A 15,126-nucleotide genomic window follows, 5' to 3' on the forward strand; every position below is an offset into this window, starting at 1 on the left:
GCTCATTAGCCTCCTTACCAGTTGCAGCGCCGCAGCGGGCCGATATCATGGGGGCTTTGCACGGCCTCGGCACAGCGGGGCCACACCCTGCTCGAGAAACCGCCATGCCGCTGCTCTATTTCCTGCCCCCGCTGGGCGCCGTGCTGATCTGGTCGGGCAACATGACCATCAACCAGCTCACCGTGGGCGCCATCGCCCCCAGCAGCATCGCCTTCCTGCGCTGGGTGCTGGCGCTGCTGGTGCTCACGCCCTTCCTGCTGCCGGCCGCCTGGCGTCATCGCCACACCATACGCCGTGAATGGGCCAAGCTGGCCACCCTCGGCCTGCTCGGCATGGGGCTGTGGCAGGGGCTGGCCTATGTGGCGGCTGAAACCACCTCGGCCACCAACATGGGCATCCTGGCCGCCATGGTACCGCTGCTCACGGTGCTGCTCAGCGCGCTGATCCTGCGCGAGGCACCTAGCCTCGGCGGCACCGTCGGCGGGCTCGTCGCCCTGTTCGGCGTGCTGGTGCTGCTGGGTCGCGGCGACCCGCTCTCGCTGCTGGAGCTCGAGGTAGCGCTCGGCGACCTGCTGATGGTGGTGGCGGCCACCTGCTACGCCCTCTACGGCGTGATGCTCAAGCGCTGGCCGCTGGACCTGCCGCCCTGGGTACTGCTCTACGCCCAGGTGGTGTTCGCCGTGCTGTTCCTGCTGCCACCCTACCTGATGGGCCCGATGACCCCGGTGGACGCACAGAACGTCTGGCTGATCCTGTATGCCGGCATACCCGCCTCGATCATTACGACTTTCCTGTGGATGCGCGCCATCCGCCAGATCGGCGCCAGCCAGGCCAGCATCTTCATCAACCTGATGCCGCTGTTCAGCGCGCTGATCGCCATGGCCTACCTCGGCGAGCGCATTGCCCTGTTCCACCTGGTCGGCGGCGTGCTGGTACTGGCCGGGGTGCTCATGGCCCAGACCCTGACCCAACCGCTCCTCCGCAGAGCCACCCGCAGCCCATGACGCTCGATACCACACGCCTCAATCGGGAAAGAAACTTCTTCGACGCTGACCAGACCCTGTGGCTGTTCGGCTACGGCTCGCTGATCTGGAAGGCCGAGTTCCCCTACCACGAGCGCCGCCCCGCCCATATCGAAGGCTGGGCGCGACGCTTCTGGCAGGGCTCTCACGATCATCGCGGCACGCCGCAGGCGCCGGGGCGGGTGGCCACGCTGATCGAGTCGCCCGGCACGATCTGCCAGGGCATGGCCTACCGCATCGATGCCGAGGTGCTCGGCCCGCTCGACGTGCGCGAGAAGAACGGTTACCTGCGCGAGCGGGTGACGCTGCATTTCGCCGAGGGCGACCACGCCGAGGGGCTGATCTACCTGGCCACGGCGGACAATGCCGCCTTTCTCGGCGCCGCCCCGCTCGACGAGATGGCCCACCAGATCGCTGCCGCTCACGGCCCCAGCGGCGCCAACCGCGACTACCTGCTCCATCTCGCCACCGCCCTGGAAGAGCTCGGCGCCGAGGACAGCCACGTCTTCGCACTTGCCGAACGGATCAGGGCGCTCCCTGGCGACCACTAGCGCCGGTGCTCACAGGACGTACATGCGCAGCGGCATCCATAGCCCCATGGCGATCATGATCAGATTCTCGGTAAGCGACACGAAGCCCAGCGGCACCTTGCTGTCGCCACCCACGCAGGCGCACTTGAGTTCGCGCTTGTCGATGTAGACCGCCTTGAACACCGAAACGGCGCCCACCGTGCCGATGAACAGCGCCACGGGAGCGGCCAGCCAGACCAGCGCCCCGGCCAGCATCAGGATGCCTGCCAGCGTCTCGGCATAGGGATAGACGTAGCCGTAGCGCACCTGGCGCTGAGCCAGCAGATCGTAGTTGAGGAACATGGTGCTGAAGCTCTCCACGTCCTTGAGCTTCTGCAGCCCCAGCAGGGCCATGGCAATGGCCACGACGTACTCCGGCATCCTCGCGCTCAGCAAGGAACCGGTCGCGGTCCAGCTTACGGCAAGCCCCATCAGAAGTGCCGTGGCGAACAGTGCAATCACCGGTTGGTAGGTAGTTTCATCCTCGCCCGGCGAGTCCTTGCCAAAATACTCGCGCAGCTCATCGTAGCCGCCGATGCGTCGACCGTCGATAAAGGTCTGGGGCGTGGTATCGACGCCCTGCTCTTCCTTGAACGCCTCCGTCTCCTCCCGCGTGGTCAGGTGGTGATCCTCCACCTCGAAACCCTCACGTTTCAGCAGGTCCTTGCTCTTGAGGCCGAAGGGGCAAAGGTGCTCCTTCATGACCATGCGGTATAGCGTGGCCTGCTTGCCCTGCCCCGCTGGCTGTCCGTGAGCCATGGCGTCTCTCCTTGGGTCATGCATTTCCCCCAAGGGTAGCCAATGAGAACGTCAGCGAATCCCCGCCCTGAGGAACGACTGCACGAACTGGCGCTGGAACAGCAGGAAGGCGACCAGCAGCGGCGCGATGCTGAGCAGCGTGGCGGCGCTGACGGTGGCCCAGTTGACGCCGGTTTCCGGCGCCGAGAAGATGCCGAGCCCCACGGTGAGCGGGCGGCTCTCCACCGAGTTGGTGACCACCAGCGGCCACAGGAAGTTGTTCCAGTGGTGGCTGATCGAGACCAGGCCGTAGGCCAGGTAGGTGGGCTTGGCCAGGGGCACGTAGACCTTGAGCAGGATCGCCATCCAGCCGCAGCCCTCCACCCGGGCCGCCTCCTCCAGCTCGCGGGGGATGGTCTTGAAGGTCTGGCGCAGCAGGAAGATGCCGAAGGCGCTGGCCACGTAAGGCAGGCCGATGCCGGTGATGGTGTCGACCAGCCCCAGTCCACTGGCGATACGGTAGTTCTCCACGATCAGCACCTCGGGGAACACGAACAGCTGGATCAGCACCAGCATGAACAGCACGTCGCGCCCGGGAATGGGAAAGCGGGCGAAGGCGAAGGCTGCCAGGGTGCAGACCACGAACTGCGCCAGTACCACCCCGGTGACCAGCAGGAAGGTGTTGAGGTAATAGCGGGCGAACGGCGCCTGGGCCCAGGCGTTGGCGAAGTTGTCCAGCGTGATCGGAGCGAACAGATCGAAGCGCACCATGTAGGCCGGCGGATGGAAGGCGGCCCAGATGGCGTAGAGCAGCGGAAAGATCCAGATGATGGCCAGCAGCCAGGCGGCCGTGGTCTCGAGACTCGGCACGCGCAGGGCGAAGCGGCTGGCGGCGGGGCCGATGGCTCGGTTCATTGCGCGGTTCATTGATAGTGCGTCCTGCGGTCGATCACGGTGAACTTGAGCGTGGCCACCACCGCCAGCACCAGCAGGATCACCACGGTGATGGTGGCGGCATAGGTGCGGTCGAAGAACGAGAAGGCATTCTCGTAGACGTAGTAGAGCAGCAGGTTGGTGGCGTTGTTGGGCCCGCCCTTGGTCAGGATGAACAGGTGATCGACCACCCGCACGGCGTTGATCAGGGCATTGATCAGCACGAACAGCGTGGTCGGCATCAAGAGTGGGAAGGTCACCCGCCAGAAGAAGCTCCAGCGGCTGGTGCCCTCCAGGTCCGAGGCCTCCTTCAGCTCCGGCGGGATGCTCTGCAGCGCCGCCAGGTAGAAGATCATGAAGAAGCCGGCCTCCTTCCATACCGTCATCACGATCACCGAGGTCAGCGCCACGCTGGGGTCGCCCAGCCAGTTGACCCCGGAGAGCCCCAGCGCGCCGAGCAGCTTGTTGAACAGGCCGATCTGCGGTGCGTAGAAGAACATCCAGATGTTGGCCGCGGCGATCATCGGCAGGATGGTCGGGGTGAAATAGGCCATACGCACGAAGCCGCGCCCCGGCAGGCGGGCGTTGACGAACAGCGCCATGCCCAGCGCCAGGGCGATGGAAGTGGGAATGGTGCCGAGGGCATAGATCAGGTTGTTGCGCGCCACCCGCCAGAAGGTGCGGTCCTCCACCAGCATGGCGTAGTTCTCCAGCCCGACGAACTCCGGCGGCGCGCCGCGAAAGCCGGGCAGGAAGAAGCTGTTGATCAACGTCGCCACGGTGGGCAGATAGGCGAAGGTGCCGAGCAGCACCGCCGCCGGCAGCAGCAACAGCGCACCGTAGATCTGCATACGTCGGTCGGCGTTTTGAATCACTCGGGTTGGCCTCCTGGGCTGTGAACGAGCCGGGGAGAGGTCAAGCAGGAGGTCCCGCCCTGGATGGCAAATGTAGCGTCCAGGGAGGGATTCACAGCGCCTCCTCTTTGACCTTTGTCCCCGGCGAAGCCCCCTCAGCGTGAACGGGCGTAGCGGCGCAACGCCGCGTCAGCCTCCGCCTGGGCCTGCTTGAGCGCTTCCTCCGGCGACATCTGGCCGGTCAATGCCGCCTGCACGGCGTTGTCCAGCGCCCGACGCACTCGCCCGCCCTGGTAGGTGGCCAGCTCCGCGGTGGCGTGCTCGAGCTGGTCGCGGGCCACCGCCGCTGGTGCGAACTCCTCGACGTAGTTGCGCAGCGCCTCGGTCTCGTAGGCCGCCGGGCTCACGCCCATGTAGCCGGTCTCGATCGACCAGGCTGCAGCGCGCTCGGGGTCGGTCATCCAGCGAATGAAGGTCATCGCCGCGCGCTGCTCCTCCTCGCTTGAGTCCTTGAACAGGTAGAAGTTGCCGCCGCCGGTGGGGCTGCCGCGTTGGGTGTTCATGGGCAGCATGGCCACGCCGAAGTCGAAGCCGGCCTCGTTGCGCACCGCGGTGAGGTTGCCGGTGGTGTGCCACATCATGGCGGTGGCCTGCTCGATGAAGTTCTGGCGCAGCGTGCCCCACTCGATGGTGCCGTCGGGCATGGCCTGGTGCTCCTGGGAGAGTGAGACCCAGTACTCCAGCGCCTCGATGGCGGCGGGGTCGTCGAAGTAGACCTCGGTGCCCTCCTCGTTCATCAGCCGGTGGCCGTTCTGGAAGGCGAAGGCCTGGAACATCCAGTAGGGATAGCCGGTGGAGGGCACCATCACGCCCCACTGCTGGCCGTTGCTGGCCTCGCGCACCGCGGCGGCCATCTCCGCCATCTCCTCCCAGTTCTCGGGCGGCGTCTCGGGGTCGAGCCCGGCCGCCTCGAAGGCGTCCTTGTTCCAGTAAAGCACGATGGTGGAGCGCTGGAAGGGAATGCCGTAGGTCTGTCCGTCGATCTGGCCGTTCTCCATCAGCCCGGGGTAGAAGCCATCGAGCCACTCACGCTCCTCGTCGGTTTCGATCACCGAGTCGAAGGAGACGATGGCGTCCTGCTCCAGCAGGTCGAACAGGTCGATGGAGAACAGCACCGACAGCTGCGGCGCATTGCCCGCCTCGATGGCCGACATGGCACGAACCCGGGTGTCGTCATAGTTGCCGGCGTAGATGGCATTCACCGAAATATCCGGATGCTCGTTCTCGAATTCGGCCACCAGACCGTCGATCACGTCGGTCAGGGCGCCGCCCACGGCCACCGGGTAGTACAGGGTCAGCTCGGTCTGGGCCTGGGCATTCAGCGAACCGGCGGCCAACAGCCCGGCCACCGCCGCGGCACCCAGCCTGCCGCCCTTGACGAGACTGCCAGCGGCTGGACAGCCACCTGCTAGAGAGAAGCGTGCGTTCATCGGTTCACTCCTGAAGAGTCGTACCCTGCGGGATAGGACGAGGCTCGCGCCTCGCGGTCTTGCAATATCGAACCTGCCGCCTTGGAGAGCCCGGGCTCGAAGCGATGGCGCCCGGGCGGTGCGGCCAGGTCGTGCCCCGTCAGCGCCAGCCGCTGTCCATCGCTTGCATCGAAGAAGTGCGCCGTCTCGCGCCGCCACTGCAGCCGACAGGGCGAGCCGGCAGCGAGCGACGGCCTGCCGTCGAGGCGGGCGCGCAGCTGCTGGCTGCCGACCTTGAGCCGCACGATGCTGTCGGCACCGAGGTATTCGGCATCGATCACCTCGGCGGGCACACCGGGAGCGTCGGCCGGCAGCAGGCGGATCTCCTCCGGGCGCAGGCCCAGCCAGTGCCCCTTGGCCGCGTGGGGCGCCACGCTGCAGCGCGGCTCGCCGTCGATCACGGCGCCGTCCGCCGCCGCGGCGAGCGTCACCAGGTTCATCGCCGGGCTGCCGATGAAGCCGGCGGCGAAGGCACTGGCCGGGCGCTCGTAGAGTTCGCTCGGGGTGGCGTCCTGCACGATGCGGCCGTCCTGCATCAGGATCACCCGGTCGCCCATGCTCATCGCCTCGACCTGGTCGTGGGTGACGTAGATCACCGTCATGCCGAGCCGCTGCTGCAGCGCCTTGATCTCGCGACGCATCTCGCCGCGCAGGCGGGCGTCGAGGTTGGACAGCGGCTCGTCCATCAGGCAGATGGGGTGTTCGGAGATGATCGCCCGGGCCAGCGCGACCCGCTGGCGCTGGCCGCCGGAGAGCTGGGCCGGCTTGCGCTCGAGATAGGCTTCGAGGTCAACCAGTTGGGCCACTCGCGCCAGCCGCTCGCGGCGCTCGGCCTTGGGCACCTTGCGGCTGCGCAGGCCGAAGACGATGTTGTCGGCCACGCTCAGGTGGGGAAACAGCGCGTAGGACTGGAACACCATGCTGATGCCGCGGTCGCCCGGCGGCAGATGGGTGACGTCGCGCCCGCCGATCTCGATGCGGCCGGAAGAGGCCTGCTCGAGCCCGGCGATCATGCGCAGCGTGGTCGACTTGCCGCAGCCCGAGGGGCCGAGCAGGATGACGAACTGCCCCGACGCCACGTCGAAGCCGATGCCGTCGACGGCAGCGGACTCGCCCCAGCGCTTGCTCACGGCTTCGAGCCGGATGCGCGGGTGGTCTCGCGTAGCGGCCCGTGAGCCGGTTGGCTGGCGCTGCGGGTCCTGATCCTGACCCTGATTATTGTTGTCTGGGTTCATGCTGCGTCCGCGTTGCCCATGAAGGCCTGGCATGGCTGTCATCGACTCTCCCGAAACTCAGCGTAGCCGCTAAATCGACGAAGTGCGGCCATGCTGACGTCTTTCGATGACAGCAGCGTGACGAAAGCCAGACCGAGGGGTAACAGTCGGAGCGCTTCCCCAGCATGCTAGAATTCTTCTTCCACCCTGATCAGGAACGAGCGCAATGTCCCTTGACGACCTGCACCTCAATCTCCGCAACCTGACGCAGGACGATTACCCTCAGCTCAAGCAGCTGATGGATGCCGTCTACGACGACATCGGCGGGGCCTGGCCGCAGCACTCCATCGACCGGCTAATTCAGGAGTTTCCCGACGGCCAGATCGTCATCGAGGACGACGAGCGGCTGGTGGGCGTGGCGCTGACCGTGCGAGTCGACTACGACGAGTTCTCCAACCCGCACAAATACGACGACCTGGTGGGTCATCGCGACATCATCCTCAACGATCCCTCGGGCGACGCCATGTACGGGCTGGACGTGCTGATCCACCCCGACTACCGCGGCTACCGCCTGGGCCGGCGGCTGTACGAGGCGCGCAAGGAGCTGTGCCGCTCGCTCAACCTGCGGGCGATCCTGGCCGGCGGGCGCATCCCGCAGTACCACGAGCACGCCGAAGAGCTCTCGCCGACTGAGTACATCGCTCGGGTGGCGCGCAAGGAGATCCACGACCCGATCCTCTCGTTTCAGCTCGCCAACGACTTCCAGGTCAAGCGCCTGTTGCGCAAGTACCTGCCCGAAGACGAGAAATCCCAGGGTTACGCCACCCTGCTGGAGTGGAACAACATTCTCTTCGAACCCGCCGAACGGGTGCTGGAGAGCCGCCCCACCCAGGTGCGCGTGGGCGCGGTGCAGTGGCAGATGCGCGAGTGCGCCTCCATGGAGTCGGTGCTGCAGCAAGTGGAGTATTTCGTCGATGCCATCTCCAGCTATCAGAGCGACTTCGCCGTCTTCCCAGAGCTGTTCAATGCGCCGCTGATGGGCCTGCAGGACCGCGCCACCCAGCAGGACCAGCTCGCCGCCATCCGCTACCTGGCCGGCTTCACCGAGCAGTTCAAGACCGAAATCTCGCGCATGGCGGTCTCCTACAACATCAACATCATCGCCGGCTCGATGATTGAGGTGGGCGAGGACGACCGGCTCTACAACGTCAGCTACCTGTGCCACCGCGACGGCCACGTCGAGAAGCAATCCAAGCTGCACATCACGCCCCAGGAGCGCCGCGAGTGGGTGATCGAGGGCGGCGACGAGCTGCGCGTGTTCGAGACCGACGCCGGCCGTGTCGGCATCCTGATCTGCTATGACGTGGAGTTCCCCGAACTCGGCCGGCTGCTGGCCGATCAGGACATGGACATCCTGTTCGTGCCGTTCTGGACCGACACCAAGAACGGCTACCTGCGGGTGCGCCACTGCGCCCAGGCGCGGGCCATCGAGAACGAGTGCTACGTGGTGCTGTGCGGCAGCGTGGGCAACGTACCGTCGATCCGCAACCTGGACATCCAGTACGCCCAGTCGTCGGTGTTCACGCCCTCGGACTTCGCCTTTCCCCACGACGCGGTGCTCTCCGAGACCACGCCCAACACCGAAATGGTGATCTTCTCCGACCTCGACCTCACCCGGCTCACGGTGGTGCGCGCCGAGGGCTCGGTGACCAATCTCAAGGACCGGCGCAAGGATCTGTTCGACCTGCGCTGGCGCGACTGGTCGTGGAAGTCCGGCTCGCGGCAGGAAGAGAGCTGACGCCATGTTTCGCCGCCTGCGCCGCTGGCGGGCCGAGCGCTTCGAGGCCCGCCATCCGTTTCCTGCGGAAGCCTGGGCCGAGGCCCGCTCGCGCCTGCCGCTGTTGGAGCGGCTTGGCGACGAGGAGGCCGAGCGCCTGGGCCGACGCGCCTGGCACTTCCTGCATACCAAGCGCACCAGCATGCATCCCGATCTGGCCGCCCAGACCACTTTCGACGAGCCCGCCCAGCTGGCCCTGGCGGCCCAGGCCTGCCTGTTGACGCTGGGCTGGTCGGACGACGAGCACGACGAGGCGCTCGGCGGCTTCCACGAGATCCTGATCCTGCCCGAGGCCTTCCACCGCCAGGTGGAGGAGCTGGACGAATATGGCGTGATGCACGCCTACGAGGACGAGCGCGCCGGCGAGACCTCGGCCCAGGGGCCGGTGGTGGTGGCCTTTCCCGACCTGATGGAGAGCGGCGACTTCAGCGGCTTCAACGTGGTGATTCATGAGCTCGCCCACAAGCTCGACATGGGCAACTCGCTGGATATCGACGGCTTCCCGCCGCTGCCGCGCGAGATCGACCCGAAAGCGTGGCACCGTGAGTTCACCGCGGTGTGGGAGGATCTGCAGGCGCGACTCGAGCGCGGCGAGACCCCGCCCATCGACGACTACGCCGCCACCCACCCCGGCGAATGCTTCGCGGTGTGCTGCGAATATTTCTTCACCGCTCCCGACGTGCTCGCCGACGCCTACCCCGGGCTTTACGCCCTGCTCGAACGCTACTTCCGCCAGACCCCGCTACGGCGCCTGCCCGCGGCAGATGCGCCTGGCGTCGCACCCGCCGATCACTAGACCGCCTCGGCTGGCTCGGCCCTAGGCCGGCGCGGGCCCTGCCGGTCCCGCTCTGTCGTCCGGCACCCTGGCCGGCATCGCCTGCTCCAGGAAGGCGACGAAGGCGCGGATGCGCGCCGGCACGTGGCGGCGCTGCTGGTACACCGCGTGGAAGTCGGCGCGCACCCCTTGCCAGCCTGTCAGCAGCTCGACCAGCTCGCCGCTGGCCAGCAGCGGCTGAACGTCCCACCAGGAGCGCAGCGCGATGCCGTGGCCGTCGCGTGCCAGCTGCACGATCACCTCGCCGTCGTTGCTGGCCAGCGGGCCGGCGACCTTCACCGCCTGTTCGGTGGCGTCATCGTCACGGCGCCGGAAGCGCCACACCGCGTAGTCGCTGTCGTTCTCGCGCAGCACCAGACAGGGGTGCGCGGCCAGGTCGCTCGGGGTTGTCAGCGGTGCCATGCGTGCCACATAGCCGGGAGCGGCGCACAGCACCCGCCGGTTGGCCAGGATGCGCCGCGCCACCAGCCGCGAGTCGGGCGGCTCGCCGACGCGAATGCCGATGTCGACGCCCTGCTCGCCGAGGCTCAGCGGGTAGTTGGTCAGCTCCAGCACCGCCTCGATGCCGGGGTGCAGCGCGCAGAAGCGTGATAGCAAGGGCGCCACGTGGCGGCGGCCGAAGCCGAAGGTGGCGTTCACCCTGAGCGGCCCCGACAGCGCCGCCTGCTGCTCGCCCAGCGCTTCTTCGAGTTCGGCGAGCTCCTCGAGAATCGCCGCGCCGCGGGTGAGATAGCGCTCCCCTTCCGCGGTCAGGGCCAGGCGGCGCGTGGTGCGGCTGGCCAGCTCCACGCCCAGGCGCGCCTCGAGCTGCTTGAGTCGCTTGCTCACTGCGGACAGCGATAGGCCCAGCTCCCGCGCCGTGACGGTCAGGCTACCGGCGTGCGCCAGGCGCTGGAAGAACATCAGGTCGTCGAGCTGTGCCACGCAGTTCTCCACTTCAATTCAACAATGGCTTTCCATTCAGCCTGATTATCCGCACCAGGCCAAGCGCTAGACTGGAGGCACTCACGAAGCCGGAGGAAGTACCCATGTTCTCGGGATTCCGTACGTTCGATATTGCCCACGGCGATATACGCATCCACGGTCGGATCGGCGGCTCGGGGCCGCCGCTGCTGCTGCTCCACGGCCACCCCCAGAGCCATGTGATCTGGCACCGTCTGGCCGAACCGCTGGCAAGCCGCTTCACCGTGGTGGCCACCGACCTGCGCGGCTACGGCGATTCGTCCAAGCCACCCGGCGAGCCGGACCACGCCAACTACAGCAAGCGCGCCATGGCTGTCGACCAGGTTGCGGTCATGCGCGAGCTGGGCTTCGAGCGCTTCTTCCTCTGCGGCCACGACCGCGGCGGGCGCGTTGCCCACCGCCTGGCGATGGACCATCCCGCGGCGGTGGAGAAACTGATGCTGCTCGATATTGCCCCCACGCTTGCCATGTACGAACAGACCGACCGCACCTTCGCCACTGCCTACTTCCACTGGTTCTTTCTGATCCAGCCCGCGCCGCTGCCGGAGACCCTGATCGAGGCCTCGCCCGCCGACTACATCACCCGCACCATGGGCGGGCGGCATGCCAGCCTCGACGCCTTCGACCCCGCGGCCATCGCCGAGTACCAGCGGTGCCTGTCCCAGCCCGGCGCGGCGCATGCCCTGTGCGAGGACTATCGCGCCAGCAACGCCATCGACCTGGAACACGACCGCGCCGACCGCGAGGCGGGCCGACGCATCGCCTGTCCGGTCAGCGTGCTGTGGGGCAAGCACGGCATCATCGAGCGCTGCTTCGATCCACTGGCGGAATGGCGCGCCGTGGCCGAACGGGTCGAGGGCGAGGCACTGCCCTGCGGCCATTACCTCCCCGAGGAGGCGCCCGAGGCCCTGCTCGACCGTATCAACCGTTTCATGACCCGCGCCTGACCAACACCACCCGAGGAGCCCACCATGACCCATCGTATCGCCGTCATTCCCGGCGACGGCATCGGCAACGAAGTGATGCCGGAAGGCCTGCGCGTGCTCGAAGCCGTTGCCCAGCGCTTCGACCTCGACCTAGCCTTCGAGCACTTCGACTTCGCCTGCTGCGACTACTACGAGAAGCACGGCAAGATGATGCCCGACGACTGGTTCGAGCAGCTCAAGGACTTCGACGCCATCTTCTACGGCGCGGTGGGCTGGCCCGACACGGTGCCGGACCACATCTCGCTGTGGGGCTCGCTGCTGCAGTTCCGCCGCCAGTTCGACCAGTACATCAACCTGCGCCCGTGCAAGCTGCTGCCGGGCATCAAGAGCCCGCTGGCCGACCGCAAGCCCGGCGACATCGACTTCTACGTGGTCCGCGAGAACACTGAAGGCGAGTACTCCAGCGTCGGCGGCAAGATGTTCGAGGGCACCGAGCGCGAGGTGGTGATCCAGGAGACGGTGATGACCCGTCACGGCACCGACCGGGTGCTAAAGTTCGCCTTCGAGCTGGCCCAGAGCCGGCCGCGCAAGAAGCTCACCTCGGCCACCAAGTCCAACGGCATCGCCATCACCATGCCATGGTGGGACGAGCGGGTCGTGGCCATGTCGGGCCACTACCCCGAGGTCAGCGTCGACAAGTTCCACATCGACATCCTCACCGCCAACTTCGTCATGCACCCCGACTGGTTCGACGTGGTGGTGGCCAGCAACCTGTTCGGCGACATCCTCTCCGACCTCGGCCCCGCCTGTACCGGCACCATCGGCGTGGCGCCCTCGGCCAACATCAACCCCGAGGGCAAGTTCCCCAGCCTGTTCGAGCCGGTGCACGGCAGCGCCCCGGACATCGCCGGCAAGGGCATCGCCAACCCCATCGGCCAGATCTGGTCCGGCGCCATGATGCTCGAGCACCTGGGCCACAAGGCGGCTGCCAAGGCTATCGTCGACGCCTTCGAGGCGGTGCTCAGCGAGGGCGATACCAACGTATTGACACCGGACATTCGCGGCCAGGGCACCACCCAGACCCTGGGCAAGGCCATTGCCGAGCGTGTGAAGGCATAGCAAGACACGTAGCGCCGCTGGGACGGGCCCTGACGAGCCCGGCCCAGCGAGGTCTCACGCGAAATTCCTGCTTACCGAAGCGTTTGCCGACCTCGCCACCGATTAGCCGCCTTTCTTCTCCAGCCCCCGGCGCCGGCGCTCATCGAGCGCCGGGGCGTCGTGCACCTCCTCCCAGCCGGTCACCATGGCCTTGATGTGCGCCAGCGGCGTGTGGCCCGCCGTGGCGAGGTAGACGTGCAGCAGCAGGAAGGAGAGCATCAGGTAGGCGCCCAGAGCATGCAGGCCTGCCACCTGCTCCAGCCCCAGGAAGCCCGGCACGCTGTCGCGCACGCTGCCCCAGAACAGGTAGAGCAGGCCCGATACCCAGATCAGCGGGTTGATCACCAGCTTGATGCCCAGGTAGGCCAGCCGCTGCAGCGGGTTGTGCTTGCGCTCCAGGGTGATGCGGTAGGGGTGCGGCTCGCCCACGAACATGCCATAGGCGTAGTAGCGCATCATGGCCGCCAGGCGGTCCCGGGTGGGGAGGTAGTGCTTCCACTGGCCGGTGGTGAAATGCCAGAAGATGGCGAACACCCACAGCCCGATCAGCAGCCAGGCCGCCGCCTCGTGCACGCGCACTGCCGTTTCGAAGTCGGCCATGCCGTGCACGCCGCGAATGCCGAAACCGCTAAGCAGCAGCGTGATGATCAGCGCCGCCTGGGACCAGTGCCAGAAGCGCTCGAAGCGGGTGAAAAGATAGAGACGCTCGCTCATGTCAGTGCCCCTTGTGGCGGTTACGGGTGGCAAGACGCATGGCCCCATGGCCCAGCGCGCCCAGCAGGACCAGGCCGGCCAGGCCGAAGCCGAAGCGGTCGAGCAGCCGATGTCGGTCGCGGCCCGGCAACCACACCCCTTCCACGCCGGCCAGGCGGCCGCCGTCGGTGTGGCAGGAGGCGCAGTCCAGCGCCGCTTCGCTCGGCGCCACCATGTGGGTGATCGGCCACAGCATGGCGGTCTCGACGAAGTCGTACTCGCCGCTGTAGGGCTGCCCGGCCAGCTCGGTGCCCGTCGCCAGCGCCTTGTCCCAGTCGAAGTTGAACCAGAACGAGGTGTCGTTGCCGGGAATCGCCACCTGGGGCTTGAGCAGGGTGTTGTGCACGGTGTCGAAGGGCTGCTTGCCCAGCGCCAGCTTGACCGGCCAGATCCGCGAGTCGTCGCCGCCCGGCGTGCCGTGGTAGGGGTTGAGCAGCACGCGCTCGCTGGGGTCGATGACCGTTTCCCCGGTCACGAAGGTGGTCGTGCCGTTCCACCACAGGTACCGGGGCGTCACGTTCTCGTCCGGCAGGAAATCGCCCTTGCGACTGTCGTAGATGACGTGGCCAAGCTCATTGAGGCCGGTGAAGGGCTTGCCCTCCGCGTCGAGCTGCCCCGCCGTGGACCAGTCCCAGGACATGCGTGTCGGCACGCCGCCGCGGGCGAACGCCGGGATATGGCAGGTCTGGCAGGCCAGCGTGCGGGTGTGCTCGTTGAGCCGCGTGGCATGACTGCCGCCCTGGTGCGGCGTATCGCCATGGCAGGCCTGGCAGGTGGCCGGGTTGCGCTCGTGCTGGCTGCCGCGAACGATGGCGCCATGGGCATCCACGGCGGCACCCTGAATGCGGCTGCCGGGCACGTCGTGATTCTCGGTCTGGTGGCAGGTGCTGCAGCTGAAGTTGAGCCCCTCGGCGTCCATGTGCACATCGAGCTCGCGCTGCGGGTGGAACAGTGACGAGTCCAGGTCACCGTGCTTTACGCCATCGCCACCGCCGCCGTAGAAGTGACAGGTGCCGCAGGTCTGGCGTGACGTGGCGGCCACGTTCTGTGCGGCGCGCGTCAGGTCGGTCAGCGACTCGTTGGGCCAGCCGGCCCAACCGCCCTTCTTCACGTAGTCGCCGCTGTTGTGGCAGGCCAGGCAGTCGACCCGCGTCTCGGCGGTGAAGTCGAAGCTGTCGTCCTCCCAGCCGTAGCCGATATGACACGCCTGGCAGAAGCCTTCGTTGGACTGGTCGGCGATACAGAAGGTATTGAGCATGGTGCGCTTGCCCAGCGTCTCGCCGCCGTGGGGGTTCTTGTAGTCCCAGGTCCAGTGGCGGGTCGCCATTACCTGCTGCGAGGCCTCGGTGTGACAGCTCAGGCAAGCCTGGGTTACCTCCTCGGCGTTGTTGAAAGGCCCCTGCAGGGCATCGAACTGGCGGTGGTCCGCCGTGCTGGCAAGGGCTGGCGGCAGCCACGCCAGCATGGCCAGCAGCAGCCCCAGCAGCACCTGCCAGGGTCTGCTTGGTCGTAGTGTCTTCATTCCCCTGTCTCCACCGTTAGTGGTGATAGATCCTTGTCGTTATCACGCCCGAAGGCGCCGGTCCCACAGGGAAAGAATGACAGAACGTGCCCTTGCCGGGCTGACACGGATCAACAAAACCCCGCCTCATTGTCAAGAAAATGACTCAAAAAGCAGTCAATTTCGAGAAAACCTCTGACTTGCGTCAAACTGCCGCAGACCAAGGGCGAAGGTTTCCGGCGCCCTTTCCATGTTTCTGCGCGCAGTGAAATCGTTACCTTCCGTAAGCGACGG

14 protein-coding genes are annotated in these 15,126 nt (G+C 66.8%); 6 read left to right on the forward strand and 8 right to left on the reverse strand.

Annotated features, from left to right (window positions below):
- Positions 1-104 precede the first annotated feature (104 nt).
- The gene (locus ACT7B3_RS13960; RefSeq protein ID WP_445158354.1) at positions 105-1,004 is read left to right on the forward strand and encodes a DMT family transporter; all 900 of its coding nucleotides are present in this window, start codon (positions 105-107) and stop codon (positions 1,002-1,004) included.
- Entirely contained in the window at positions 1,001-1,573 is a 573-nt protein-coding gene (locus ACT7B3_RS13965) for a gamma-glutamylcyclotransferase (RefSeq protein ID WP_445158355.1), read from the forward strand. The genes ACT7B3_RS13960 and ACT7B3_RS13965 overlap by 4 nt, the downstream gene beginning before the upstream one ends.
- A gap of 9 nt (positions 1,574-1,582) precedes the next feature.
- On the opposite strand, the gene ACT7B3_RS13970 is transcribed toward ACT7B3_RS13965, so the two are convergent.
- The 5 genes from ACT7B3_RS13970 to ACT7B3_RS13990 form a co-directional block, all read right to left on the reverse strand.
- Entirely contained in the window at positions 1,583-2,350 is a 768-nt protein-coding gene (locus tag ACT7B3_RS13970; RefSeq protein WP_445158356.1) for a MauE/DoxX family redox-associated membrane protein, read from the reverse strand.
- A gap of 51 nt (positions 2,351-2,401) precedes the next feature.
- Positions 2,402-3,244, reverse strand: a complete 843-nt coding sequence (locus tag ACT7B3_RS13975; RefSeq protein WP_445158357.1) for a carbohydrate ABC transporter permease — start codon at positions 3,242-3,244, stop codon at positions 2,402-2,404.
- Between the two features lie 8 nt (positions 3,245-3,252).
- Complete coding sequence (locus ACT7B3_RS13980; RefSeq protein ID WP_234270427.1) at positions 3,253-4,113, reverse strand: carbohydrate ABC transporter permease; 861 nt, start codon at positions 4,111-4,113, stop codon at positions 3,253-3,255.
- A gap of 158 nt (positions 4,114-4,271) precedes the next feature.
- The gene (locus tag ACT7B3_RS13985; protein ID WP_444676908.1) at positions 4,272-5,606 is read right to left on the reverse strand and encodes an ABC transporter substrate-binding protein; all 1,335 of its coding nucleotides are present in this window, start codon (positions 5,604-5,606) and stop codon (positions 4,272-4,274) included.
- Positions 5,603-6,880: an ABC transporter ATP-binding protein gene (locus ACT7B3_RS13990; RefSeq protein WP_445158358.1), complete on the reverse strand. Its 1,278-nt coding sequence runs from the start codon at positions 6,878-6,880 to the stop codon at positions 5,603-5,605. The genes ACT7B3_RS13985 and ACT7B3_RS13990 overlap by 4 nt, the downstream gene beginning before the upstream one ends.
- Positions 6,881-7,085: 205 nt before the next feature.
- On the opposite strand from ACT7B3_RS13990, the gene ACT7B3_RS13995 reads away from it, so the two are divergent.
- Entirely contained in the window at positions 7,086-8,657 is a 1,572-nt protein-coding gene (locus ACT7B3_RS13995) for a GNAT family N-acetyltransferase (protein WP_444676907.1), read from the forward strand.
- A gap of 4 nt (positions 8,658-8,661) precedes the next feature.
- Positions 8,662-9,492: a zinc-dependent peptidase gene (locus ACT7B3_RS14000; RefSeq protein ID WP_444676906.1), complete on the forward strand. Its 831-nt coding sequence runs from the start codon at positions 8,662-8,664 to the stop codon at positions 9,490-9,492.
- Positions 9,493-9,513: 21 nt separating this feature from the next.
- On the opposite strand, the gene ACT7B3_RS14005 is transcribed toward ACT7B3_RS14000, so the two are convergent.
- Positions 9,514-10,455, reverse strand: coding sequence for a LysR family transcriptional regulator (locus tag ACT7B3_RS14005; RefSeq protein ID WP_445158359.1), 942 nt, complete (start codon positions 10,453-10,455; stop codon positions 9,514-9,516).
- 104 nt (positions 10,456-10,559) lie between these two features.
- On the opposite strand from ACT7B3_RS14005, the gene ACT7B3_RS14010 reads away from it, so the two are divergent.
- Positions 10,560-11,441: an alpha/beta fold hydrolase gene (locus ACT7B3_RS14010; RefSeq protein WP_445158360.1), complete on the forward strand. Its 882-nt coding sequence runs from the start codon at positions 10,560-10,562 to the stop codon at positions 11,439-11,441.
- 24 nt (positions 11,442-11,465) lie between these two features.
- On the forward strand, positions 11,466-12,539 hold the full coding sequence (locus ACT7B3_RS14015; protein WP_444676904.1) for a tartrate dehydrogenase: 1,074 nt from the start codon (positions 11,466-11,468) through the stop codon (positions 12,537-12,539).
- Positions 12,540-12,641: 102 nt separating this feature from the next.
- Here the strand turns inward: ACT7B3_RS14015 and ACT7B3_RS14020 are convergent, their stop codons facing one another.
- The gene (locus tag ACT7B3_RS14020) at positions 12,642-13,292 is read right to left on the reverse strand and encodes a cytochrome b/b6 domain-containing protein (RefSeq protein ID WP_445158361.1); all 651 of its coding nucleotides are present in this window, start codon (positions 13,290-13,292) and stop codon (positions 12,642-12,644) included.
- Position 13,293: 1 nt separating this feature from the next.
- A complete protein-coding gene (locus ACT7B3_RS14025; protein WP_445158362.1) occupies positions 13,294-14,853 on the reverse strand; it encodes a tetrathionate reductase family octaheme c-type cytochrome in 1,560 nt (519 codons plus the stop codon).
- Positions 14,854-15,126: the final 273 nt, after the last annotated feature.

Source organism: Halomonas sp. E14 (assembly GCF_052568415.1).

Coding starts and splice junctions, on each gene's coding strand:
- ACT7B3_RS14015 (WP_444676904.1), top strand. CDS start 11,466: ATGACCCATCGTATCGCCGTCATTCCCGGCGACGGCATCGGCAACGAA.
- ACT7B3_RS13985 (WP_444676908.1), bottom strand. CDS start 5,606: ATGAACGCACGCTTCTCTCTAGCAGGTGGCTGTCCAGCCGCTGGCAGT.
- ACT7B3_RS13960 (WP_445158354.1), top strand. CDS start 105: ATGCCGCTGCTCTATTTCCTGCCCCCGCTGGGCGCCGTGCTGATCTGG.
- ACT7B3_RS13990 (WP_445158358.1), bottom strand. CDS start 6,880: ATGAACCCAGACAACAATAATCAGGGTCAGGATCAGGACCCGCAGCGC.
- ACT7B3_RS13970 (WP_445158356.1), bottom strand. CDS start 2,350: ATGGCTCACGGACAGCCAGCGGGGCAGGGCAAGCAGGCCACGCTATAC.
- ACT7B3_RS13975 (WP_445158357.1), bottom strand. CDS start 3,244: ATGAACCGAGCCATCGGCCCCGCCGCCAGCCGCTTCGCCCTGCGCGTG.
- ACT7B3_RS14025 (WP_445158362.1), bottom strand. CDS start 14,853: ATGAAGACACTACGACCAAGCAGACCCTGGCAGGTGCTGCTGGGGCTG.
- ACT7B3_RS13995 (WP_444676907.1), top strand. CDS start 7,086: ATGTCCCTTGACGACCTGCACCTCAATCTCCGCAACCTGACGCAGGAC.
- ACT7B3_RS13980 (WP_234270427.1), bottom strand. CDS start 4,113: ATGCAGATCTACGGTGCGCTGTTGCTGCTGCCGGCGGCGGTGCTGCTC.
- ACT7B3_RS13965 (WP_445158355.1), top strand. CDS start 1,001: ATGACGCTCGATACCACACGCCTCAATCGGGAAAGAAACTTCTTCGAC.
- ACT7B3_RS14000 (WP_444676906.1), top strand. CDS start 8,662: ATGTTTCGCCGCCTGCGCCGCTGGCGGGCCGAGCGCTTCGAGGCCCGC.
- ACT7B3_RS14010 (WP_445158360.1), top strand. CDS start 10,560: ATGTTCTCGGGATTCCGTACGTTCGATATTGCCCACGGCGATATACGC.
- ACT7B3_RS14020 (WP_445158361.1), bottom strand. CDS start 13,292: ATGAGCGAGCGTCTCTATCTTTTCACCCGCTTCGAGCGCTTCTGGCAC.